Origin of the sequence: Psychrobacter sp. 1Y10 (assembly GCF_052259005.1) — a bacterium.
In the GTDB taxonomy this organism is placed as follows: Bacteria; Pseudomonadota; Gammaproteobacteria; order Pseudomonadales; family Moraxellaceae; genus Psychrobacter; species Psychrobacter saeujeotis.
In genome coordinates, this window is the sequence record NZ_JBQQES010000001.1 from 156,414 (window position 1) to 179,581 (window position 23,168).

19 protein-coding genes are annotated in these 23,168 nt (G+C 41.5%); 16 read left to right on the forward strand and 3 right to left on the reverse strand.

From position 1 onward, the window contains the following. Positions 1–205 precede the first annotated feature (205 nt). The 12 genes from ACTXGH_RS00710 to lpxC all read left to right on the forward strand — a co-directional run bounded on the left by ACTXGH_RS00710 (position 206) and on the right by lpxC (position 15,656). The gene (locus ACTXGH_RS00710) at positions 206–2,323 is read left to right on the forward strand and encodes an Lnb N-terminal periplasmic domain-containing protein (protein WP_443561641.1); all 2,118 of its coding nucleotides are present in this window, start codon (positions 206–208) and stop codon (positions 2,321–2,323) included. Between the two features lie 9 nt (positions 2,324–2,332). Further along, positions 2,333–3,172 (forward strand): SDR family oxidoreductase, encoded by an 840-nt coding sequence (locus ACTXGH_RS00715; protein WP_439261908.1) that lies wholly within the window; start codon positions 2,333–2,335, stop codon positions 3,170–3,172. 163 nt (positions 3,173–3,335) lie between these two features. After that, positions 3,336–4,373: a hypothetical protein gene (locus ACTXGH_RS00720; RefSeq protein ID WP_439295741.1), complete on the forward strand. Its 1,038-nt coding sequence runs from the start codon at positions 3,336–3,338 to the stop codon at positions 4,371–4,373. A gap of 76 nt (positions 4,374–4,449) precedes the next feature. After that, positions 4,450–5,166, forward strand: coding sequence for an orotate phosphoribosyltransferase (gene pyrE / locus ACTXGH_RS00725; protein ID WP_439262138.1), 717 nt, complete (start codon positions 4,450–4,452; stop codon positions 5,164–5,166). A 152-nt stretch (positions 5,167–5,318) separates the two neighbouring features. Beyond that, a complete protein-coding gene (gene gshB, locus ACTXGH_RS00730; RefSeq protein ID WP_439261904.1) occupies positions 5,319–6,284 on the forward strand; it encodes a glutathione synthase in 966 nt (321 codons plus the stop codon). A gap of 237 nt (positions 6,285–6,521) precedes the next feature. Beyond that, positions 6,522–7,607 carry an undecaprenyldiphospho-muramoylpentapeptide beta-N-acetylglucosaminyltransferase gene (gene murG, locus ACTXGH_RS00735; RefSeq protein ID WP_439261902.1) on the forward strand — a complete coding sequence of 362 codons (1,086 nt, stop codon included), beginning with the start codon at positions 6,522–6,524 and terminating at the stop codon, positions 7,605–7,607. A gap of 90 nt (positions 7,608–7,697) precedes the next feature. Beyond that, positions 7,698–9,137: a UDP-N-acetylmuramate--L-alanine ligase gene (gene murC, locus ACTXGH_RS00740; RefSeq protein WP_439295740.1), complete on the forward strand. Its 1,440-nt coding sequence runs from the start codon at positions 7,698–7,700 to the stop codon at positions 9,135–9,137. Between the two features lie 29 nt (positions 9,138–9,166). Then, a complete protein-coding gene (locus ACTXGH_RS00745) occupies positions 9,167–10,261 on the forward strand; it encodes a D-alanine--D-alanine ligase (protein WP_439261898.1) in 1,095 nt (364 codons plus the stop codon). A gap of 400 nt (positions 10,262–10,661) precedes the next feature. Then, on the forward strand, positions 10,662–11,459 hold the full coding sequence (locus ACTXGH_RS00750) for a cell division protein FtsQ/DivIB (RefSeq protein WP_439261896.1): 798 nt from the start codon (positions 10,662–10,664) through the stop codon (positions 11,457–11,459). 159 nt (positions 11,460–11,618) lie between these two features. Further along, positions 11,619–12,911 carry a cell division protein FtsA gene (ftsA, locus tag ACTXGH_RS00755; protein WP_439295739.1) on the forward strand — a complete coding sequence of 431 codons (1,293 nt, stop codon included), beginning with the start codon at positions 11,619–11,621 and terminating at the stop codon, positions 12,909–12,911. 281 nt (positions 12,912–13,192) lie between these two features. Beyond that, on the forward strand, positions 13,193–14,389 hold the full coding sequence (gene ftsZ, locus ACTXGH_RS00760; RefSeq protein ID WP_299217620.1) for a cell division protein FtsZ: 1,197 nt from the start codon (positions 13,193–13,195) through the stop codon (positions 14,387–14,389). 349 nt (positions 14,390–14,738) lie between these two features. Further along, the gene (gene lpxC / locus ACTXGH_RS00765) at positions 14,739–15,656 is read left to right on the forward strand and encodes a UDP-3-O-acyl-N-acetylglucosamine deacetylase (RefSeq protein WP_439295738.1); all 918 of its coding nucleotides are present in this window, start codon (positions 14,739–14,741) and stop codon (positions 15,654–15,656) included. A gap of 300 nt (positions 15,657–15,956) precedes the next feature. On the opposite strand, the gene ACTXGH_RS00770 is transcribed toward lpxC, so the two are convergent. Continuing rightward, positions 15,957–16,472: a DciA family protein gene (locus ACTXGH_RS00770; RefSeq protein ID WP_439295737.1), complete on the reverse strand. Its 516-nt coding sequence runs from the start codon at positions 16,470–16,472 to the stop codon at positions 15,957–15,959. A gap of 151 nt (positions 16,473–16,623) precedes the next feature. Here ACTXGH_RS00770 and ACTXGH_RS00775 point away from each other — a divergent pair, with 151 nt between their 5' ends. Then, a complete protein-coding gene (locus ACTXGH_RS00775; protein WP_439261890.1) occupies positions 16,624–17,352 on the forward strand; it encodes a CHAP domain-containing protein in 729 nt (242 codons plus the stop codon). Between the two features lie 188 nt (positions 17,353–17,540). On the opposite strand, the gene ACTXGH_RS00780 is transcribed toward ACTXGH_RS00775, so the two are convergent. Both ACTXGH_RS00780 and ACTXGH_RS00785 read right to left on the reverse strand, forming a co-directional pair. Beyond that, positions 17,541–18,302 (reverse strand): DOMON domain-containing protein, encoded by a 762-nt coding sequence (locus ACTXGH_RS00780; protein ID WP_439261888.1) that lies wholly within the window; start codon positions 18,300–18,302, stop codon positions 17,541–17,543. A 144-nt stretch (positions 18,303–18,446) separates the two neighbouring features. Continuing rightward, on the reverse strand, positions 18,447–18,758 hold the full coding sequence (locus ACTXGH_RS00785; RefSeq protein ID WP_439261886.1) for a YhbY family RNA-binding protein: 312 nt from the start codon (positions 18,756–18,758) through the stop codon (positions 18,447–18,449). A gap of 460 nt (positions 18,759–19,218) precedes the next feature. Here ACTXGH_RS00785 and ACTXGH_RS00790 point away from each other — a divergent pair, with 460 nt between their 5' ends. The 3 genes from ACTXGH_RS00790 to folP all read left to right on the forward strand — a co-directional run bounded on the left by ACTXGH_RS00790 (position 19,219) and on the right by folP (position 23,139). Then, the gene (locus tag ACTXGH_RS00790; protein WP_439261884.1) at positions 19,219–19,851 is read left to right on the forward strand and encodes an RlmE family RNA methyltransferase; all 633 of its coding nucleotides are present in this window, start codon (positions 19,219–19,221) and stop codon (positions 19,849–19,851) included. 270 nt (positions 19,852–20,121) lie between these two features. Continuing rightward, positions 20,122–22,014, forward strand: coding sequence for an ATP-dependent zinc metalloprotease FtsH (ftsH, locus tag ACTXGH_RS00795; RefSeq protein WP_299217600.1), 1,893 nt, complete (start codon positions 20,122–20,124; stop codon positions 22,012–22,014). A 219-nt stretch (positions 22,015–22,233) separates the two neighbouring features. Next, a complete protein-coding gene (gene folP / locus ACTXGH_RS00800; protein ID WP_439295736.1) occupies positions 22,234–23,139 on the forward strand; it encodes a dihydropteroate synthase in 906 nt (301 codons plus the stop codon). The last annotated feature ends 29 nt before the right edge of the window (positions 23,140–23,168 follow it).

The following is a 23,168-nucleotide window of genomic DNA, read 5'->3' on the forward strand; positions in this document are numbered from 1 at the left end:
TGTTCTCTTTATCTTATATAGTGGTATTAATAAGTTTTCGTAAAGTAGCAACAAACATAATTTATATGCTTAAGAACCAAATAATTAAATAGTTTAGCTCAAGGATAGTTTTTGAAATATTTAAGTCAACAACCTAGCAGAACTTGTTGACCAGACCTTAGCAGCGCTACCAGCCTATCAATATTAACGTGCGAGATTTTACCTTATGTCTATAAAGCCGTCTTCTATATCTGTAGATTGTACCTTAAGCGCAATTAGCCTGCGAGCTTGCAGTCATCGAGCACGTTTGTCACTTGTTATTGCTGGGCTACTACTCTCTGCAAATGCGCAGGCCTTTTTACCAACGCCATTGTCAGTAGTGACGACAGGTGAGCTAGCGCCTAATATAAATTCTGCGTCTCAAGTAAAAGCGGTGAATTTGGATAGTGATAAGAGTGTGCAAAACAATCAAGCTCATTCACTACAAGCCGAACAACTATTAGCCACATGGCGTAAGCAGGTGCAAGCAGACAATCTTGCTGAGCATACAACATGGCGACGGTTATTATATTTTTTGGATGATAAAAAGTCGTTCTTTAATAGAGATGCGCCCAAAAGCTTAATCGATAGTCCAGAATTCTTTATTAGTGCGAATGGGCAACAGGATGCCAGTGCTGAGCTTGATGCGATGCTTGTGGCATTTGCCAATCAAATCGCAACCTCTCAAACCACACAGTCTACCAATAACTCAAACTCAGCCATTTGTCGTTTTCCAGCGCGCACGCACTGGCTTACTGAGACTTTGGGCATTGATAGTTCGAGCTTGCAAGCTGACTGCCCTGAGCTTAAAGAGTGGATGACCATGCTGAACCCCAAGCAGCTGTCGATTATGTTTGCTGAGGAGTATTTGGACAATCCTATCTCCGCTTTTGCTCACACCTTGCTGCGTATTGACTCGCCAGCAAGCGCGGCAAATCCTAGCCAAATTCATCATGCTTACGCGCTCAATGACACCGTCGATGGCAATCCTGATGATGCTTTTGCTGTTTATGCTATCAAGGCTACCAGTGGCGGCTATGATAATAGGATTGAGATTGACCCTTATCCAGAGAAGCTGGCCAAGTATCTCAAAGACGATGAGCGTGACGCTTGGACGTATCAGTTGGATTTGACACCCGCAGAAGTGCAGCAAATTATATTGCATGTATGGGAAACCAAGGATTTAGATATTCCTTATTATTTCACCACAGATAACTGTGCTTCTGAGATTTTACGGTTGATTGATGTCGTGCGCCCTGAGCAGGATTTGCTCAGTCAATTGCCCTATGTCGTTATTCCTTCCGACGTGATTCAACTGCTAAATAAAGAAGCCATATTAGCAAATGCCCGTTACACACCAGCTGACAGTACCGTACGTCAAGCTGAGCTGAATAAAGCCAAAGCAGCAGCGCTTGGTTATCAGAAACTGTCTAAAGATGACGCTCTTGATATTAAATCAGCAGAGCGCAATTTGGCATCAAGTATATCTGCTGGTGATGCTGACCCAAAAACGATTATAGATCACGGTATTGTCGCCTCAGATAATAACCCTATCGACAGGCATCCTTTGCAAGTGGCTCAAATTGGTATTGGGCAGCGCGGTGACAACAGCTATGTTGATGTTGGGTTACGTCTAGGCTTTCATGACACCCTTGATCGGGCGTCAGGATTTTCACAGTTCTTTAATTTAGAAGCGCTCGCCACTACGCTGCGCTTTTATGATACTGATAGCAGTAAGGACAATGAACCTGACAGTGTGGTGTTAGAAAACTTTACCGTGCTGCGCGGACGCTCTTTTAATCCGGTCAATACTGCCAAGCAAGGCAAGACTTGGGGCGCAAGTGTCGAAGCAACGCGTGTGAACGATGGCTCGCAAGCCGAGGGTCGGGATCATCTAGTTGGGAGCGTTGGCTATGAAACTGGCTGGTCGTGGGCGTTCGGCACACCTAGTGCTGGTACTGGTGAGATGCCGCCACAGTTATGCTATGCCCTATTATCAGGGAAAGGGCAAGCAGGGCGCGGGATTAATAAAGGTTTTCGCGTAGGCGCAGGCGTAAATGCTGGCTGCCGTTATCAGATTAACAATCAGTTACGCGCGCAGGCTGAATTGCAATTGCCATATTGGTATCATGGCAGCAGCGATGACTCTAACACTCGCGGTCATTATTGGCAGCCGATCTCAAGCTTAGGTCTGCAATACGATATCGATAAAAAACAAGCATTACGCATCAATGCCAACTACGACTGGCAAGATCGCGTCGATGCCAATGACGATGTGCAATTGTCATACAGACGCTATTTTTAAGGATATAAAATGAGTACGCAAAATTTACTGATTATCGGACAAGGTGATATCGGACTGCCAGTCACCAATAAACTTGCTGAGGACGGTTTATCGGTCACGGGTCTTGCCCGCAGTAAACGCGAACATTATGATTTAGATAGTAATGCAAAGTTTATGCAAGCTGATGCGTTGACACTTAGCGCTGAGCAGCTCCAAGACTTTACTCATATGGCAGTTATCGTCACTCCCGATGAATATTCGACCAGCGGTTATCACGATAGTTACTTGGCGATTAATCAACATTTAGCAGAGCTTGCGGACACGCTAACCAACCTTGTGCGCGTGGTTTTTATTTCCTCAACGGGTATTTATGGGCAGGATAGTGGCGAATGGATTGATGAAGATACTGCGCCTGTTACTCCTGAGCGCGCAGCTTCCAAAGTGATACTCCAAGCAGAACAAGCGCTGCAACAAGGTTTTGGTCATAAAACCATTGTCATTCGTCCGAGCGGAATTTACGGACGTGAGCGTCTCATGCGCCTACGTAAAGCCCGCGAGCCACAGAAAAAGCCCGTGGCAGCCGCGCACTGGAGCAATCGTATTATGGATCGTGATTTGGTCAATATTATCGCCAATGTACTGATTACAGATGCGCCGAAGCCCCTTTATATCGCCACTGACTATGCGCCAGTCACAACTTTTGAGCTAGGCGTTTGGTTAAGTGAGCAGATAGGAGAGACGCCTCCTGCTATTGATAATAAAAAAACAGCGGTTACGGGGAAACGCTTACATAGCAACATTCCGTTAGCTTGGCTCAATTATCCTGACTGGCAAGCAGGTTATCGTGATATTTTGAGTCATCAAGAGTAATGCCAAATCCAAAAAGTATGATTAGCGGTGTCAAACTCGTTTAGTCTACAATATGTAGTACTTACACTTGTTTTCCTTGCTACTCTAACTTTTGTGAAAGGCATAAGATGACAGTTTGATTTAATTAGAATTGATTTTATGTTTTATAGTTTATGGAGATTTCATGACCCAGCCTTCTACTTCTGATAATCGCTTATCCAGTGCTGAACGTGCAGTAATAAGCGATAAACTGGCAGAAGGCAATGCTGATCTGTCGTCTACATTGGCTGATAGTAAGCAGCCTGCGATCGTGCACCCTAACTTTGATCCGAGCCAATCGCCACTTGATCCTGCACGGCCTTTAAGTGATATCCCAGAGCCTGCTCGACGCCTAAATGGTCAATTGCGACGGCTCTATGGAAATTCTGCGCGGTTTTATCAGCCTAATGAAGACAGCTTATCGAAATGGGAGCTGGTTGCGTCAGAGGCATTGGTTGAGCATTTGTCATTATTAAATGCGGCAAAGCTTGTCGAGTTTCCTGATAATTTTTATCAAAATCATAGCGAGCAGCCGTTATTATCGCCACTAAGTGACATGACTCTATTAGATATGTCGGATATTCAGCAGGCAATTCGCGCTCATCCAAAACTGAATCGTTATGGTTTTGCGCTTGCTGATAGCCCAGTAAAAATTAATAAAAATGACGGTGGCTCTAACAACAATGTCTCTAATAACGATTTTAATAAAAAAGATACCAAAGCGTCTTCTGCCTCGTTACGTGCTTTGACCAAACGTTATAATCCTGATGAGTTACTCAACAGCCTTTATGCTGATGACTGGCAAGTGATTTTGCAGCCGCAGCAGTTTGAGACAGGCGAGGGCAGTTTGGCTACAGATATTATGGCGTGTAGCGTCGCTCTTCATGCTTTAAAGCAATGTAGTACGCGCAAAACTATCAATCATAGCTATAGCGCGGCGCAAATCTGTCAGCATGTCCGTAGCTATTTGCTTAGCCAGCTTGATCTTGAACCAGCACAGCGTTATCAGTATCGTCAAGTGCGACTATTTGCAGGACATATTATTGTTGCGGCTTATCATTTAGGCTGGGACATACAAGTGAGCCATGATGGTCAATGCTATTTTAATCTCTCATCGCGTAATGGCCTACTGACTCGTTATCCGAATATGCAAGATTACGACATCAATGGTTGGTCAAGCTGACCAATAATGCGTACAATAATGCAAATTTTTTGCCCTTTATTTTGCTGATAGGAATGCCATAATGCTCAATGCCTCAATGACTAATGCTCAACCTGCCCAAAACGTTTCTTTCTCATCGCATCAATTTATTCAGCTCGCTTTAGACAATCAAGTTTTAAAGTTTGGTGAGTTTGTGCTTAAGTCTGGTCGTATCAGCCCATATTTTTTTAATGCTGGCTTGCTAGCGACAGGTGAGATGTTATCGTTACTAGCGCGCGGTTATGCAGATGCTTTGGCTGAACAGATGGCAGCTAGCAATAACGGTGCAGAGCAGCAAGAGCTGGTTATTTTTGGCGCGGCTTATAAAGGTATTCCATTTGTGGCCGCAACCGCGCAAGCGTTATGGCTGCATCATGGCATCAATGCTAAATGGGGTTATAATCGTAAAGAAGCCAAAACTCATGGCGAAGGTGGTAACTTAGTGGGTGCTGATGTCAGTGGCAAAGCTGTCTGGGTGCTTGACGATGTTATTACTGCGGGTACAGCGATGCGCGAAGTGGTCGAGATTTTAGAGCAATCGGGTGCAAGTGTGGCGGGTATTATTGTTGCTCTTGATCGCAAAGAAAAAGGCCAAAATGATCATTCTGCTATACAAGAGCTTACCGCGACGCTAGAAGTGCCTGTACATGCTCTCGTTAATATTGATGATTTAATTAGTTATTTAGCAGACGACCATGGTGCACAAAGCGGCCAGTATAAAGACGCGACCCAACTTGCAAAGATGCAGCATTACCGCGAGCAGTACGGCGTATAGTTTGTTGTTAGGATGCTGTTCTTGAGCTGTATTCAAGCGTTAGTATATTGCAGGTACTTATAAATAAGGGTTTATAAATACCTGCCTATAGATTAAGTGTCTGTCAATTTTAATAACTGCCTATTTATAATATAACGTAAGTGAGCCTTATCATGAGCCAAGAAAATCAAAAAAAATCTCTAAAAATACTCGTTATCATGGATCCTATCGAGCAGGTTAACTATAAAAAAGATACCAGTTTGGCAATGATGTGGGCCGCTCAAGACCGCGGTCATACGCTTGGTTATTGTCAGATTCATGATCTATGGTTGGATCGTGGGCAGTTGATGGTCGATACACAGCCAGTAACGGTAAAGCGTGATCCTGAAAACTTCTATACGTTAGGTGATAAAGCGACAGGTCCGGTCAGTGACTATAACGTGATTTTGATGCGTAAGGATCCACCGTTCGACATGCGCTTTATTTATGCAACCTACCTGCTCGATCATGCCAAAGCGGCAGGCGTGTTAGTGGTCAATGACCCGCAAGCGATTCGCGACTGTAATGAGAAGCTGTTTGCGACTTGGTTTAGCGAGTATATGAGCCCAACGATTGTGACCAGTAAACAGGCCCACATTCGCAAGTTTATCGCTGAGCAACAAGACGTAATCGTCAAGCCATTAGATGGGATGGGCGGAACTGGTATCTTTCGTCTGACCGCCGACAGTGCCAATATCGGCGTAACGCTGGAGATCTTGACTGAACTTGAGACCTTGCCAATTATGGCACAGCGTTATCTACCTGAGATTATTGAGGGTGATAAGCGTGTGTTGATCGTCGATGGGGTAGTGGTTGATTATAGTTTGGCACGTATTCCAGTCAAGGGCGAGACCCGTGGTAATCTAGCTGCAGGTGGTAGCGGTGTGGCCATGCCGCTCACCGATATTGAACGTCAAGTGGCAGAAGTAGTCGCTCCTATTGTCAAAGAAAAAGGTCTCATGTTCGTTGGTTTAGACTTAATCGGTGGCCGGATTACAGAAATTAATGTCACCAGTCCCACTTGCGTCCGTGAGATTGATGATCAGTGTGGTACGGACATTGCGACAGACTTTATGATAGCGATAGAAGCTCGTTGTTAAGGATTGTATTTTGAAGATGAGCGGTTATTAATTTTTTGATATCTCTCATTTTTATTGTTTGGCATTAAAGTGTTTCAACTCATTATTTAAGCGATAAAGTGCTATATAAATGAGCATAAATTCCTCTATACTATGCGGTCTTTAGTGTATGAGCTTTTATAGTGAATTATTATTATTAATATATGAGTGGCTACTACTTAATATTTGTTTCAGTAAAGATAAGAAAGGCAGGCGTTAATGAAAACACCGCACATAATGATGATGGCCGCTGGTACGGGTGGCCATGTATTCCCAGCTCTGGCAGTTGCTGAGGAATTGACCCAACGCGGTGCCGTCATTCACTGGCTAGGTACGCCAAACGGTATGGAAAATGGTTTGGTCAAACCAGCTGGCTATGATTTTCATCCTATTGCGATGCAGGGATTGCGTGGTAAAGGTATCACGCGCCTAGCCAAGTTACCTTTTACCTTACTATCAGCGACGATGGCTACAGTCAAAATTATTCGTAGCAATCAGATTGATATGGTGGTGGGTTTTGGCGGTTATGTCACAGCACCCGGCGGTATTGCAGCACGTATGACCAATACGCCACTAATTATTCATGAGCAAAATGCCATCGCTGGTATGAGCAATCGTTATTTGGCGAAGATTGCAACTAAGGTACTACAAGCGTTTGATCATACCTTTGCTGATAGTACACAAGATGCAAAGCTTGAAAGCGTTGGTAATCCAGTACGTAATGCGATTTCGGGTGTCGCTGAACCGATTAAGCGCTACGATATCAGTGATCGTTCACCTTTAAAGCTATTAGTCGTTGGTGGCTCATTGGGCGCGCAAGTGTTAAACGATACCGTACCTAAGGCACTTGCGTTAATAGGCCGTCCTTTTGAGGTACAGCATCAGTGCGGTCGTAATAATGAGCAAGCGACAAAAATAGCTTATGATAGCGAGGATTTAAGCGCTCATAAGTTCACTGTACAGCCATTTATTGACGATATGGCAGCGGCGTACAACTGGGCAGATATTATCGTTTGTCGAGCAGGCGCGTTGACAGTTACCGAAATTCAAAATGTCGGTATTGCCGCGATTTTTGTACCGCTACCTCATGCAGTTGATGACCATCAGACTGCTAATGCACGCACCTTGACGTCACACGATGCTGCGATTTTATTACCGCAGTCTGAGCTAACAGCGCAGCGTCTGAGTAATGAGCTTGCAGCGCTTGATCGCCACACTTGCTTGGAGATGGCAAAAAAAGGCCATGCCCTTGCCAATCGTAGCGCCACTAGCCAAGTTGCTGATATTGTTTGGCAAGCCTTGTAGCCTATATCTTCAGAAGCTACTGTTTCCATAACTGGTTGTTTCTACAACTAATTCAATAAATTTACTGGCCTTTAATAAAGAGAACCTTTTATGTCTACCTCCGCGAAAGCTCTACCCAAGCGTTTGATTGAAATACCAGAAATGCGCCGTATCCAGCATTTGCATTTTATTGGTATTGGTGGCTCGGGAATGTGCGGAATCGCTGAGGTTATGAATAATCAAGGCTACCAAGTTAGTGGCTCTGATATTGCTGATAGCGTGGTAACTCGGCGTCTACAGCAGATTGGTATTGAGATATCAATTGGTCATGATTCCAAGAATATCGCGAATGCAGATGTCATCGTTGTATCCTCAGCAATTGATCGTAGCAATCCTGAAGTAAAAGCGGCGTTAGAGGCGCGTCTACCAGTGGTACGCCGCGCTGATATGCTTGGCGAATTAATGCGTTATCGTCATGGTATTGCCGTTGCGGGCGCGCATGGCAAGACTACAACGACTAGTTTGCTGACTACTATGATGGCAGAAGGGCAGCTCGATCCGACCTATGTGATCGGCGGTAAGCTAAATGCATCTGGTAAAAATGCTGCGCTTGGTAGCAGTCGCTATCTAGTTGCCGAAGCGGATGAGTCTGATGCATCGTTCTTGTCATTGCATCCAATGGCAGCGATTGTCACCAATATCGATCAAGATCATATGGAAACTTATGAAAACAGCTTTGATAAATTAAAAGCCGCTTATATTCAGTTTTTACAAAACATGCCGTTTTATGGCTTGGCTGTGGTATGTGGTGACGATCCAGAGCTATATGCAATGATTGATGATATTGGCCGTCCAGTACTAACTTTCGGACTTGAGCCGTTCAATGATGTGCAAGCGATTGACGTGGTTAGTGAAGGCACTAAGACTCACTTTACGGTACTGCGCCGTGACCGCGAGCCACTACGTTTAACGTTAAATATCCCAGGTATTCATAACGTCTATAATGCCCTTGCTGCTATCACCATGGCAACTGATGAAGGGGTAAATGATGATGCTATTGAGCGTGCTTTACAAAAATTTGAAGGTGTCGGACGCCGCTTTGAGCAGCATGCTTCTGTCAGTGTTGATGAAGGTGATGTCTTACTCATTGATGATTATGGGCATCATCCAAAAGAAGTCGATGCCACGATTAAAGCGGCGCGCCAAAGCTTCCCAGCTCGTCGTTTAGTGATGCTGTTTCAGCCGCATCGTTATAGCCGTACGCGTGATTGCTTTGACGATTTCGTTGAAGTGCTCTCAAATGTTGATGAATTGCTATTATTAGATGTATATTCAGCAGGCGAAAGTCCTATTGCGGGTGCTGATACTAAGGCCTTGGCACGTAGTATTCGTCTTCGCGGCGCCGTTGAACCTACGATTGTTGATAAAGACAATCTTGCGCCCGTTATGCAGCGTCTTCTAGAAGCTAATGACATGCTCTTGACCCAAGGCGCTGGTAACATTGGTCAAATTGCAATCGATTTAGCTGCAAATGATTTATATCTTAAATAAGTTTTAAAAGATTTTTGGAAATCGTACTCATGACTATTAATGACAATCAACACACAAATCTTCTCAATAGTGTCAACGATGGTGCTGATAATGAAACACTTATCACCAATCCAGAGTCAGCTTTAGCAGCAGCTGCTCAAGCAGAGAAAGATGGTATAGAAAATAACCAGCCAAGCCAAGCCTCATCATTGAGTGTTGCGACGAGCAAAGTCAAAGATGCCAGTGAGTTTGGTAAAGTCGCTGTCATTTATGGCGGTAGTAGCAATGAGCGCAGCGTATCATTAGACAGTGGCGCAGCAGTCTTGCAAGCATTACAAAACCAAGGTGTTGATGCCATACACTTTGATCCTAAGCATCAAGATATTACCGAGCTACGTGATTATGATCGAGTGTTTAACGTGTTGCATGGTCGCGGCGGCGAAGATGGATTGTTACAAGGCGTGTTGCAATGGTTTGATATCCCGCAGACAGGTTCAGGAATTTTAGCATCGGCACTTGGCATGGATAAAGTACGTACCAAGCAATTGTGGCAGGGCTGCGGCTTATCGACAGCGCCATTCTCATTACTAACGGCTAATACTGACTGGCAGCAAGTCGTCAACATGCTAGGGCTACCTTTGATTATTAAGCCCGTTCATGAAGGTTCAAGTATTGGCATGACGAAAGTCAATAACCTTGACGAGTTGCCTGCAGCATACGCAACGGCAGTACAGTGCGGTGATGCAGTAATGGCGGAACGCTGGATTACTGGACGCGAGTTTACGATTGTTGTTATCGATGACGAAGCTTATCCAGTGATACGTCTTGAGCCTGCCGACATTACCAATTTTTATGACTTCGAAGCAAAATACAACCGTAACGATACCAGTTATTATATTCCGTGTGGTTTGAGCGATGCTGACGAAAAGCATTTGCAAGCGTTGAGCCTTGCAGCATTCCGCGCGGTTGATGCAAAAGGTTGGGGACGTATTGATGCGATGCAAGATGAGGCGGGCAACTTTTGGCTACTTGAGATCAATACTGTCCCGGGTATGACCAGTCATAGTTTAGTGCCCATGGCGGCTAAGGCTTACGGCATGGATTTTGATATGTTGTGCTGGCATATATTGGCACAGACACTTTAATAGATAAAAGGATAAGTAGAGACTGATTGTCATCGCTTATTTTACATAAAGTGAATTTTATTACGGTTTATCAAACTAAATAGGTAATTTTTCTAGTACTATATTGAACAAAACGGATATAATGCCACTTCATATTGTATCACTAGCCCTGCTATATCCCAGCTTCATGTAAACTTGTGTAAAATCACTGGCTACAGCATGGGTTAGGCTATTGTTTACCATCAAAATACGTTAAGATTGTTATGATTGGCTTATGTTGATGATATTCAGCTCATTTTAAGCATTTTCTGTTATACAGAATGATAAAGCTATGATAAAAGGTGTTTATTGGAATAACAGTTATTCAATCAAATATTTATTAAGTTAACAACATATAAAAAGTATAGGGGCAAATGCGGCTATGGCTCAAACTGTCAATGGAACAACTGACTTGATGAGTAATGACGTCCGTCGCCCAGGATCTAGCTTACAAATACCTTTATGGGTAAAGTACATTTTTACGACTCTGGTAATAGGGTTATTGTTGTTAATACTATTAATGGGTGGTAAAGCTTTACGTGATGCACCGCCAGCGGCTATTCATGTTGATACACAAGACTTATCTACTGCTCAGCATCAAGTACTGCAACAGACCATGAACCAGCAGAAAGTAAGCAGTTTTTTTACAACTGATTTACAAGCGTTACGAGATATTGCCATGAGTCTTGCTTGGGTTGATGAAATTAGTGTGACTCGAGATTGGCAACAAGGTATTGTCATTACTGCACTACCTAAACAAGCAATAGCCAATTTTGGTACGGAACGACTGGTTGATGCAAAAGGTGCAGTATTCGTGCCAGCTGATAGTGAAGCGTTGATTCAGCCGCAGTTTGCTACATTGCAAGGTGAAGTAGACCAAGCACCTGTGATTATGCAACAAATGCAACAAATCAATGATTGGTATGTTCCGCTTGATATGCGAGTAGAGGATATTATTTTAACACCTCGAATGACGTGGCTGGTACGTTTTGATAACGGTCTACGGGTCATTGTTGATAACGAAAATACTGCTCAAAAACTGCTCAATTTGAGTCAACTTTTGAACAATCAATTGGCTGATCGTCGCGACAATATACAATCGATAGATTTACGTTATAAAAATGGTTTTACAATAGCGTGGAAAGTAAAAGAGTCGTCGGCAGAGTCTCCGACGAGCTAGTCTGTAACATAGGGTTTATGCTTTGTGGTCTGGTTATATGAGTAGGATAGTTGCACAATTTTTGTACTATAAATGATAGAGTGAATCAAATAGTACTGTTCTAATGATTCAATAGAGACAGCAGATAGTCTTCTATTTAGTGATAATTTGTTTGGTAACATGAAAAATACTGAAAATCTGGTTGTTGTCCATCTAAGTGCCACTGCAGTTTATGTGGTGATTGGTAGCGTTGTCTCTGCAAAAGACATACGTATCATGGGTGTTGGACAAGTCAAAAATAGTGATTTTTATCAAGGCCAAATCAAGCATCGCGAACGTTTACAGGGTGCAATCAAACAAGCCATTCAAGATGCTGAAGATATGGCAAATTGCCGTGTGCATAGTGTATGGCTAACACTTGCGACGCCTGAGTTATCTAGTAAAAATAGTATCGGTAACGTTGCAGTTGAAGAAGAAGTAGTACGTGCTAGGGATATGGTACAAGCATTATCTAATGCCAAATCTCAAGACTTACCCTCTGATTATTATTTAATGCATTGTTGTCAGCAAGGTATTTACATTGATGAGCAGGATACTATGGTTGATGATGCGATTGAGATGATCGCAAAAAACATCACGGTTATGTATCACATGATGATGATGCCAGTCTCTAGCCGTCAAAATATTCAAAAGCTATTACAAGGTTGTGATGTTGGTATCGATCATATTGTTTTTGATGCAGTAACAAGTGCTGAATATAGCCTAATGAGTGAAGAGCGCCAGCAAGGTGTCTGTCTAGTAGATATAGGCGCGAGTACCACTAGTATTTGTGTATATAAAGAAAATAAACTTATTTTTACTCACTGTATAGCCAGTGGTAGTCATGAAGTAACCATGGATATCTCAGCCGATATCGGTATTTCTATGATAGAAGCTGAAAAGCTCAAAAAATCACATGGCACAGTAGATATAAATAGTATGGATCCAAGCTCGTTCTTTATCTTTAAACCGCAAGGTTCAGGTGACGAAGTTAATGTTAGTCTTTATAATCTAGCGCGCATTATTGAGGCACGTTATGTACAGATATTTACTGAAGTCGTACGACAACTTCATGAAGCCGAGTTATTAGGATATATTGATCGAGGTATTGTGCTTAACGGTGGTGGTAGTACTATTAAAGGTATGATACCTTTTGCTAAAAGGCTATTAAAAATGCCTGTAGTGTTATCCAACACTCATCCTGCTATTAGTGCTTATAACCATTTCGATAATGAGGAATCGTTTAAGCAGTTAAGTATGCAGGTAAATAATCGTGCTTATCAAACGGCATTTGGTACTTTGCTCTATAGTCAAAGTGAGCAATTTCGTCATAGTGAGCAAAGTGAACCCGATGCCATTAAAAGAGGTCGTATAAAAGGGACCTTCAAAAATGTCGGTCAACGTTTTACTAGTGTTCTGAAAAAAATACTTTGAGATTTTGAGGTGATACACAAAAATCTTAAGTATTTTTAACCCATATTTGTCATGGACGATTGAAAGTAGGCGTTTGATATACGTGTTTTGAGACTATCGTAGTACTGTATGATTATATTATCAGCGTAACATGTTTTAATAGAGGTTTAACACACATTGATTGAACCTCATCTTTATTATTTTATTTGTATGTATTTATATATAGTAAGTCGATAGTACTTTATACGAGTGCGTTGTCACGTATCGACCATCACGCTATCTGCAACTGGAGAACCTTTTTTATGTCAAAATACACCATGCCAGATGATAACCAGTCTCAAAGCAACGGCCAAGCTCGTTTTACCGTATTCGGTGTAGGCGGCGGTGGCGGTAATGCTGTAGAACATATGGTACAGCAAGGTATCAAAGGCGTGACGTTTATCTGTGCCAATACTGATAGACAAGCCCTTGATCGTCTAACCGTACCGCATAAACTGCAACTTGGCGCTAAAAGTAATCGTGGTCTAGGGGCGGGTGCCAATCCAGAAGTCGGACGCGAAGCAGCAGAAAGCGAAGAAGAAGCGATTCGAACGCTACTTGAAAACTCAGACATGGTATTTATCACAGCTGGTATGGGCGGTGGTACAGGTACGGGTGCAGCGCCTGTTATCGCGCGTATTGCTAAAGAGATGGAAGTGTTGACAGTGGCAGTCGTTACGACACCATTTAAGTTTGAAGGTGGTAAGCGTAATAAATCTGCTAAAGCAGGAATTGAGCAATTAACAAACTTCGTTGACTCTATTATTACTATTCCTAATGATAAACTTATGAGTGTGTACGGCAATATTTCAATGAAAGATGCATTCAAAAAAGCGGATGACGTCTTATTGCATGCAGTACAAGGTATCGCTGAAACTATTGCTCGTTCAGGTCTTGTCAACATTGACTTTAACGATATACGTACGGCAATGACGGCTAAAGGTCATGCGATGATGGGTGTTGGACGTGCGAGCGGCGATGATCGTGCGCGTCAAGCAACTGAAAAAGCAATTAAGTCACCTTTGTTGGATGATCTGTGCTTAGAAAACGCGAAAGGTCTATTGGTCAACGTTATTTCTTCTGAAACTTTATCGCTAGATGAGTTTAGTCAAATCAGCGAGATTGTTGAAGGTATAACGGATACTGATGAAGCAAACATTTTCTATGGTTCAGTTGTTGATGAAGAGATGGGTGATGACTTGCATGTTACTGTGATAGCCACAGGTCTAACATTGGATGAAAAGATGGAGAAAGCGCCTCAAGTCCAACAGCCAGTACCTTCTGTCACTAGTACCCAATCAGTAGATCCAAACTTACATACCAGTGCATTAAACAGTCAAAAGCATTCGCAAAATCAGACGTATCAAGATAATGGCGTACGTTCTACATCTACTCAAGAACAACCGCAAACTAAAACCAATAGCATTCAAGATTATCTAAAACGTCAACAGAACAAATAGTATGTTTTAGATAACTATACTATTTGTAATGTATATATTTTTACATTTGTTTTTTATATAGTTCTTAAACATATCACCAACAATATATTAAACATAAAAAACCAGCACAATAGTGCTGGTTTTTTTGCATTTATACTAAAAAAAGGTACATATACCCTTCGTTTTGTAAGAGTCTAAGCTGACATCAGTACTTTTAGGAACCTTTATAAGTATTATAGATTGATACTTATATGGTTATTTAATATATAAATCATGGGTATAAGAAGATTACGGTGCCATAACTGTAGCGAATTAAGGCCTGCTAATGGTAAACTATGACAATTGTAACAAAGTATGTGAGAAAACAGCCATGAATCAACGAACCATAGAAAAAGCGATAGCTATCACAGGCATTGGTTTGCATAGTGGTCAGCCTGTCGATTTGGAGTTTCATCCGCAACCAGTTAACACTGGAATAGTTTTCGAGCGTTCTGACATCGTTGGTAGTGCGCCAATACCAGCCAGTGCTTTTTTGGTACAAGATACTATGATGTCATCAAATCTTGTTTTCGGTGGGACGCGTGTTGGTACAGTAGAGCATTTATTAAGTGCAATCGCTGGGCTTGGAGTAGATAACCTATTAATAAAGGTATCAGCAAGCGAGATACCAATTATGGATGGCAGTGCATCGCCTTTTGTCGGTCTATTATTGCAAGCAGGTTTTGTTGAGCAAGAAGCGCTAAAAAAGTTTTTGAAAATCGTCAAACCTGTGCGTGTCGAAGTTGATGACAAATGGGCAGAGCTGCATCCATATGAAGGATATGAGTTAAATTTTGAAATTGACTTTGATCATCCAGCATTTGATAAAGACTTTCAACATGCTCAATTAGATTTTTCAACACAGAATTTTATCGAACAACTAAGTGAAGCCCGTACCTTTGGTTTTTTACAAGATATTGAGACTCTAAGACAAAATAACTTAGCATTAGGCGGTAGTATGGATAATGCCATCGTTATCGATGATGCTCGTATTCTGAATGTTGAAGGGCTACGTTTTGCTGATGAGTTTGTTCGTCACAAAATATTAGATGCTTTAGGCGATTTATATCTGATTGGTTATCCCATTATAGGTCGTTTTAATGCCTATAAGTCAGGACACGCATTGAACAACATGCTAGTCCGAGAAATTTTATCAGATAAAAGTAACTTTGAAATTGTAACATTTGATGACAACGTAACTTGTCCAATCGAGTATTTACCTTCAACAGGCTTAATAGTTGAAGGATAAATACAGGAATATACAGGAAGTATCGCAACACTTACGTAAGATTACATAATTTAATCAAAATAATGCTCAAATTATAACCATAATAGCGAATATATGATTTTGTATTGTTTGATTGAGTAGCTGAAGCCTAGAGTATTCAAAAGCTCAAAGTTTTCTAAAAGTCATCTGTTAGTCAAAACTCTCGATTGGGTTCTGACTAACAGATGATTTTTTTTGTTTGCGAAATTACAAAAACGCAGCGTTATCAGCTTATTTCCCTCTGTCACTTTACATAAGTTTACATTGTAATAGAGGGTTTTTTTACTCATTTACCAGCCGTAAAAGGGCTTTTTTGAGGTTTTTATCTGCCGTGACATGCTCTGCAGCCTGTGCTATAGTCCGCTTTGTGTTTTGGCTAAGAGCCTGATTTTTACCAATTTTATGAGAGTTTAGGTCACTTGTTATTGACGATAAATTCTTTTCATTTAACAATTTATTTGAACTCGTTTTTGAAACGATGACCTTTATTTTCTTAAGTTGTTTAAATGTAATCGATTGTTCTGTTAATACTTGTAGATAGGCACTTTGTAGATAACGAATATGGTTGGCTGCAGTAGCAGAGCCTACACTTAATGTTAATTGCTCAGAGCTCAAGCCAACGACCCAGCAATTGGCAAGTATTTCCTCAGGTAGACAGTCAATTAGAAGTGTTTTTAGTTCATGAGTCATCTGTGCATAAAGCTGCATATTTTCAGTTAAGGCTTGAGGTAGGGCGCTACCAGCAAATGCCTGATGATCAATAAGTTTAGCAAGCTGATTAGGCTGTTTCTTCGACATTATGTTTACTCATCCATTGGGTGATAAAGGTCGATAAATAAATTGAGTATGTTGAATTTTATCACGGTTACTTAGTGATACGTCTTCTAAATTAATTAATGTTTTGTCATGGATGACAAGCAATCTTGTATTAACAATAGGTAGTAAATTTATGAAACAAGCTTTATTAATTTTGTCAGTATTGGGAATGGGTTTAGCACAAACGAGTGGTGCTGCCGAAACCACCTTTCAGCCAAATAATACCTTGAGTCATACCATTACAAATATTTCAGTATCTCAGAACTACGGTTCTAGTCGTAATATCTATAGCACTAATAGTGGCGCGCATGTTTTTAGCAATGATGAAATTAGTCAAGCTATTGACAACTTAAGTGCTCATGCCAAACAAAAAGAGTATAAATTAGCCTCATTAACCAGTCGCTTATCTTATGAGCGTCAGCAGCAAGCAAGCAGCAGAATACCAGATAGTAACTCTGCCCCTGCTATTGCAGCTGCTCGTGCGTCAAGAGTTGCTCTTTCTAGAAGCTCTGGTTATTGTGCCCGCTATGTGCGTAAAGCTTTGCAATCAGCTGGTTATGAGTTCACTCCAAACCCTTCAGCTTATCAGTACGCCTCCCGTGGTACACTTGCCAATGCTGGTTTTACTAAAATCAGCAACGACATGGCGCCTCAAGTTGGAGATGTCATAGTCTATGACCGTAGCTCAAAACGCCCACATGGTCATATACAGATTTTTGATGGTTCAGATTGGGTGTCTGACTTCCGCCAGAACAGTATTAGCCCGTATAGCGGTGTACATAGCTATACCACATGGCGTGATTCGCAATATGTTGATGATGCATCGGATCGTGGTATCTACCTAGCTATGGCTGATAAATAAAACATAAGTAAATTGTTTAAACTTATTATTTTAGCGTTTTCTCCTAACTCAGTAATGCTCTTTATGACATTACTGAGTTTTTTTATTTCTATCATCGTTCAACTATCAAAGCTATCTGCTATCTGCTATGAGCTATGAGCTATTCAAAAGACCAACCAGCCATTAAACGTTGCTTGACGTTATAAAAACTATTTCGTTAGTGCAGCTTGCAAATCCAGCACTGTCCAATAACAGTGTTGATGAAAGTCAGGCGGGGTAGCGTGAGCTGGGGCAAAGTACAGGTTTGTTTTACCAAACTGTAGAATGACGCATGGATGTAATAGCTTTATGCTGATATCGCCGGATAAGTCGTGGTTATGAGTATTGAGCGAGAGCTGTTCTAAAGACAATCCAAAGCAGCGTCGATATTGATAGTACGGAGTAAATTTGGTGATGGTTGAGTCCACAAAGTGGTTTGCCAGTGCGGGATGTGGTTTTAGACGGTTTATTGGTTCTGCCTGCTGGTTTGAGGCGTTCTTAGCCCAAGTGACGTTCGCTTTTGTAGTACAGTTTGCTTGCATCAATGGTACTGGAGGCAGTGTCGATGGTGTACGATATTCATCAAATTTGTAAAGAGCATATTGTCCGTTTGGATTAACATTGATTTCTATATAGTTAGCTGTTGTATCAAAAACTTCACTACTGACAAAACATTCAAGACAAGTACGCTCCCATAAATAGTCGGTAAAACGGACTTTTGATTGTTGCCATGCTGTCCAATCTAGCTGCGCAGCTAGCCTAACGGATGGTAGCTGTATTTGGTAGCTCAACCAAAGTTGGCGTGTCGACAGCACAATCGAGGCTTCTACGTTAATGCGTATTTTTTGTAGCTCTTTAATCGATACACCGATTTGCTCTGCATCAGCCGATAATGTGTCGGTTGCCAATCGTAAGGTAAATAGCTGGCTCATAGTACTTGATTCATTATAGAAAAGATCGTCAATGTAGATTTGATAAAATGAGGGATAAAATAAAAGCCACGAGCAATGATGCAACGCAGCTTCTATAATCTTGGCTGTTCTTTCAATCTATTTTATACGCTTCATAGATACTAATTATTGAGCATGACGTGCTAAGTTTGATAACTTAGGATTAGCATTTGGATTCTGACGTAGCAATAACGCCATACGTCCAATAGTATGAATCACATTGGCTTTGGCTGCGGTTGCAAGCTCAGTGGCGACTACGTCACGGTCATGCTTACTGCCAGCTGGTAATTTTACTTTAATAAGTTCATGATCGGTCAAAGCGCGATCAATCTCTTCGGTGATAGCGGGAGTAATGCCATTGTTACCGATCATAACAATGGGTTTGAGCTCATGACCAATACCTTTTAAGCGTTTAATCGTAGCGTTATCAAGTTGCATAGTATTCCTAAATTTTAGTAAAAATAAAAAACAGTTCTAAAATGGTTGAATTGTCATAATAAGTCATAATAAATAAGAAGCAATGTTATCTAAACGACATGACCAAAACCATGTTATTAAAAAAGTTAATATTCATTATAAATAATCTATGACTATCTTGCATGATATCAGTACCATTTTGCACGATTTTACGTGATGAAAATGTTAAACTGAATAACTTGTTGCATTATAAACGCTGCTGGATCATAAAGCTGCTAAATCGTTAATAATGCCTTTAAATTTATTTATAAAAATAAAATTATCTTTAATGGGTATTATCGAATGGGTTTATTAGCACAATATAGTCGATACTAAATAAAAAATGAGATCATCTTTAATTGATAGAAATTTAGTCAGTCGGCTGTTAAAAATTATGACATCGTAAAGTATATGACACCATAAAGTAATAGGAGCAGGTATTTTGGCCACGCGCATTGAAAATAAAGGTTTATCAAAAAGTAGCCGTGCTTGGATGAAAGAACATATTGATGATCATTATGTAAAAAGAGCGCAAAAAGATGGCTATCGTGCGCGTGCTGCATACAAGCTGCTTGAGATCAATGAAAAGGCTAAATTAATATCGTCTGGAATGACAGTAGTAGATTTGGGTAGTGCACCTGGTAGTTGGTCACAAGTCGCCGGTCAACTGGTCGGTGAAAGCGGTACATTGATCGCCTCTGATATTTTGCCTATGGACGCTCTAGCAGATGTAACCTTTATTCAAGGGGACTTTAGAGAAGCAGATGTTTTTGACAAAATTATGACTGAGGTCGGTGACAGACAAGTAAATGTGGTATTGTCTGATATGGCTCCTAATACAGCCGGAAACAGTGCTGTCGATCAACCGCGAATGATATATTTATGCGAGCTTGCAGTGGACTTTGCTTTGGAGACCTTACCTAAAGGTGGCGCGCTTATTATGAAAGTGTTTCAGGGCGAAGGGTCACAGGAATTACGTAAGCAGATGCAGTCCAAATTTAGTAAGATTCGTAGTATCAAACCTGCAGCATCAAGACCACGGTCTAAAGAGATGTTTTGGATAGCAATAAAATAACTTGTTATTTCAATAGGTTGTATCTAATAAATAGTTTATGATTGATTTTATAAAGTACGTCATATTACGTGTAAAACCGCTACAATTGCTAACTGAATAAACGCAGCTTTTGCTTGAATTGTGCAGGTTAAAACCACATATCATGATATATTAACTTTGTTTTGTTTCAAGCAAAGTCGTCTGATAATGTATGATGAATTTATATTACATTTTTATATAGGCGTTACGTGTCTAGTAAACACACCAATAAGTAAGGGATGGGAATAACTAGTGAGCGACATGGTAAAAAATACCTTATTGTGGCTGGTGGTAATCGGCGTTTTGGTACTGGTGTTTAGCGGCTTTGATCAATCATCTGAGCCAGATAACCTTAACTACTCTGAGTTTGTGACCGCAGTGTCTGAAAACCAAGTAGCCAGTGTTGAGATCGACGGCGAGCAAATCATCGGCGAAAAGAAAAATGGTTCATCTTTTGAGACCATTAGGCCAGCTGTGACTGATGAGCAGTTGATGCCTCTATTACGTGAAAACCAAGTCGAAGTCCAAGGGACTGCGCCTAAACGTCAAAGCGTGCTGATGCAATTGCTAATAGCCAGTTTCCCAATCTTATTGATTATTGGTTTATTTTTGTTCTTTATGCGCAACATGCAGGGCGGCGCTGGCGGTAAAGGCGGCGGTCCGATGAGCTTTGGTAAGTCTAAAGCTAAGATGCTGACTGAAGACCAAATTAACGTCAATTTTGAAGACGTTGCTGGTTGTGAAGAGGCTAAAGAAGAAGTCGTTGAAGTCGTTGATTTCTTACGTGATCCTGATAAGTTCACTAAGCTTGGCGCAACCATTCCACGTGGTATCTTGATGGTAGGTCCACCTGGTACAGGTAAGACACTATTGGCAAGAGCCATTGCTGGTGAAGCCAAAGTGCCTTTCTTCTCAATCTCAGGTTCTGATTTTGTAGAAATGTTCGTCGGTGTTGGTGCGTCTCGTGTTCGTGATATGTTTGAGCAAGCGAAGAAAAGTGCGCCATGTATTATCTTTATTGATGAGATTGATGCTGTTGGACGTCATCGTGGCTCTGGTATGGGCGGCGGTAACGACGAGCGTGAGCAAACGCTTAACCAGTTGTTGGTTGAGATGGATGGTTTTGAAGGTAACGAGGGCGTTATCGTCATTGCAGCGACTAACCGTGCAGATGTACTCGACAAAGCGTTATTGCGTCCGGGTCGTTTTGACCGTCAAGTACAAGTAGGGTTGCCAGATATCAAAGGTCGCGAGCAGATATTGAAAGTGCATTTAAAGAAACTTCCCAATACAGTCGCTGTCGATGCAAATGCTCTTGCTCGTGGTACACCTGGATTTAGCGGTGCACAACTGGCTAACCTAGTAAACGAAGCAGCATTGTTTGCAGCTCGTCGCAACAAAACTAGCGTCGATATGAACGACTTTGAAGATGCTAAAGATAAGCTATACATGGGTCCTGAACGAAAATCTATGGTGATACGTGAAGAAGAGCGCCGTGCAACTGCTTATCACGAATCAGGCCATGCTTTGGTTGCTGAACTACTACCGGGTACTGATCCTGTTCATAAGGTAACAATTATGCCGCGTGGATTTGCACTTGGCGTAACATGGCAATTACCTGAGCATGACCAGACCAGTATGTATAAGTCAAAAATGCTCAGCGATATTGCTATTTTGTTTGGTGGACGTATTGCAGAAGAAGTGTTCATTAATCAGATGTCAACAGGTGCTTCTAATGACTTTGAACGTGCCACAAAAATGGCTCGTGCTATGGTTACTAAGTATGGCATGTCCGATGCACTTGGTATTATGGTATACGAGGATGACGATAGTTCACAAGGCTATTTTGGTTCTAGCAATCGTACTATCTCAGAAGCCACACAGCAAAAAGTAGATGAAGAAGTGCGCCGTATGTTAGAGGAGCAGTATGACATTGCTCGTGAGCTAATTGAAGGCAACCAAGATAAGATGCATGCAATGGTCGATGCATTGATGAAATGGGAAACGATTGACCGTGACCAGTTGCAAGATATTTTAGCAGGTGAAGAACCACGTCCACCTAAGGTTTATCAGCATGGTGTCAATTTGGGTAAAGGTAACGTTAAACCAACCGGTTTAACACCGCCACCATTACCAGCAATGTAAGTCAAAATCGAAACCATAGTTATTATAAAAAAGCCCTTTTCATAAAGGGCTTTTTTAATGGTTTAAAATTTTTGGTAGCGACTAGCAATACTAATCATTAGTACTATAAGCGACAGACATCTCGCTAGATTATGTGTTTGTTCTACTATTAGATATAATTATGATCTTTTATATGACAGAATATATTATTTATAAAATATAATCATTGATGGATGAGTTATGTCATTATTCGACCCTTTACCAGCTTATACGCTATATGGTCCTACGAAAAAGCTAGATTTATCTCAGCCCCATATCATGGGTATTTTAAATGTGACGCCGGACTCGTTTTCGGACGGTGGCCAGTTTAATGCTATTGATAAAGCAGTTGAACATTGTCAGTATATGCTTGAATCAGGAGCAACCATCATTGACATAGGAGGCGAATCTACTCGTCCAAATGCCGACTCTGTGGCGACTACTGAAGAAGTATCGCGTGTGGTCCCAGTCGTTGAGGCAATAAGGCAACAACTTGGCGAGGAAGCCTGGCTATCTATTGATACCAGTAATCCTATAGTTATACAAGCCGCTGTTGAGGCAGGCGCAGATATTTGGAACGACGTACGTGCTTTAAAACGCGAAGGTGCAATTACAATGGCAGCCAAACTTGATGTTCCTGTAATGCTTATGCACATGCGTGGTGAGCCAACGACGATGGGTAGTTTGGCGCATTATGATGATATAGTCAGTGAAGTGAGTGCTGAGTTGACGACTCGTATCGATGAGGTAATAGCTTTCGGCGTTGAGCGTGATAAAATAATCATAGATCCTGGCTTTGGATTTGCTAAAAACCATGAACATCACTGTGCACTATTGACCCAACTTGATAGCTTAAAAGCGCTTGGATTACCGCTGATGTTTGGCGTGTCGCGTAAGCGCTTTTTAGCTGAAGTATTGGCTAACAGTGGCCTTGATCAGCTTGCGACAACTAAAGCCCCTGATCGCGATACAGTAGGAGTTGCAGCTGGTTTGTTTGCGCTGCAACAAGGAGCCTGTATTATTCGTACGCATAATGTCCCTATGATGCAGCAAGCGGTGGCATTATGGAATCAGTTATCTGCTTACGAGCAAAATAGAGTCCAATAACGACAATGACTATTCTATAATGCTATAAC

Coding starts and splice junctions, on each gene's coding strand:
- ACTXGH_RS00710 (WP_443561641.1), top strand. CDS start 206: ATGTCTATAAAGCCGTCTTCTATATCTGTAGATTGTACCTTAAGCGCA.
- ACTXGH_RS00715 (WP_439261908.1), top strand. CDS start 2,333: ATGAGTACGCAAAATTTACTGATTATCGGACAAGGTGATATCGGACTG.
- ACTXGH_RS00720 (WP_439295741.1), top strand. CDS start 3,336: ATGACCCAGCCTTCTACTTCTGATAATCGCTTATCCAGTGCTGAACGT.
- pyrE (WP_439262138.1), top strand. CDS start 4,450: ATGACTAATGCTCAACCTGCCCAAAACGTTTCTTTCTCATCGCATCAA.
- gshB (WP_439261904.1), top strand. CDS start 5,319: ATGAGCCAAGAAAATCAAAAAAAATCTCTAAAAATACTCGTTATCATG.
- murG (WP_439261902.1), top strand. CDS start 6,522: ATGAAAACACCGCACATAATGATGATGGCCGCTGGTACGGGTGGCCAT.
- murC (WP_439295740.1), top strand. CDS start 7,698: ATGTCTACCTCCGCGAAAGCTCTACCCAAGCGTTTGATTGAAATACCA.
- ACTXGH_RS00745 (WP_439261898.1), top strand. CDS start 9,167: ATGACTATTAATGACAATCAACACACAAATCTTCTCAATAGTGTCAAC.
- ACTXGH_RS00750 (WP_439261896.1), top strand. CDS start 10,662: ATGGCTCAAACTGTCAATGGAACAACTGACTTGATGAGTAATGACGTC.
- ftsA (WP_439295739.1), top strand. CDS start 11,619: ATGAAAAATACTGAAAATCTGGTTGTTGTCCATCTAAGTGCCACTGCA.
- ftsZ (WP_299217620.1), top strand. CDS start 13,193: ATGTCAAAATACACCATGCCAGATGATAACCAGTCTCAAAGCAACGGC.
- lpxC (WP_439295738.1), top strand. CDS start 14,739: ATGAATCAACGAACCATAGAAAAAGCGATAGCTATCACAGGCATTGGT.
- ACTXGH_RS00770 (WP_439295737.1), bottom strand. CDS start 16,472: ATGTCGAAGAAACAGCCTAATCAGCTTGCTAAACTTATTGATCATCAG.
- ACTXGH_RS00775 (WP_439261890.1), top strand. CDS start 16,624: ATGAAACAAGCTTTATTAATTTTGTCAGTATTGGGAATGGGTTTAGCA.
- ACTXGH_RS00780 (WP_439261888.1), bottom strand. CDS start 18,302: ATGAGCCAGCTATTTACCTTACGATTGGCAACCGACACATTATCGGCT.
- ACTXGH_RS00785 (WP_439261886.1), bottom strand. CDS start 18,758: ATGCAACTTGATAACGCTACGATTAAACGCTTAAAAGGTATTGGTCAT.
- folP (WP_439295736.1), top strand. CDS start 22,234: ATGTCATTATTCGACCCTTTACCAGCTTATACGCTATATGGTCCTACG.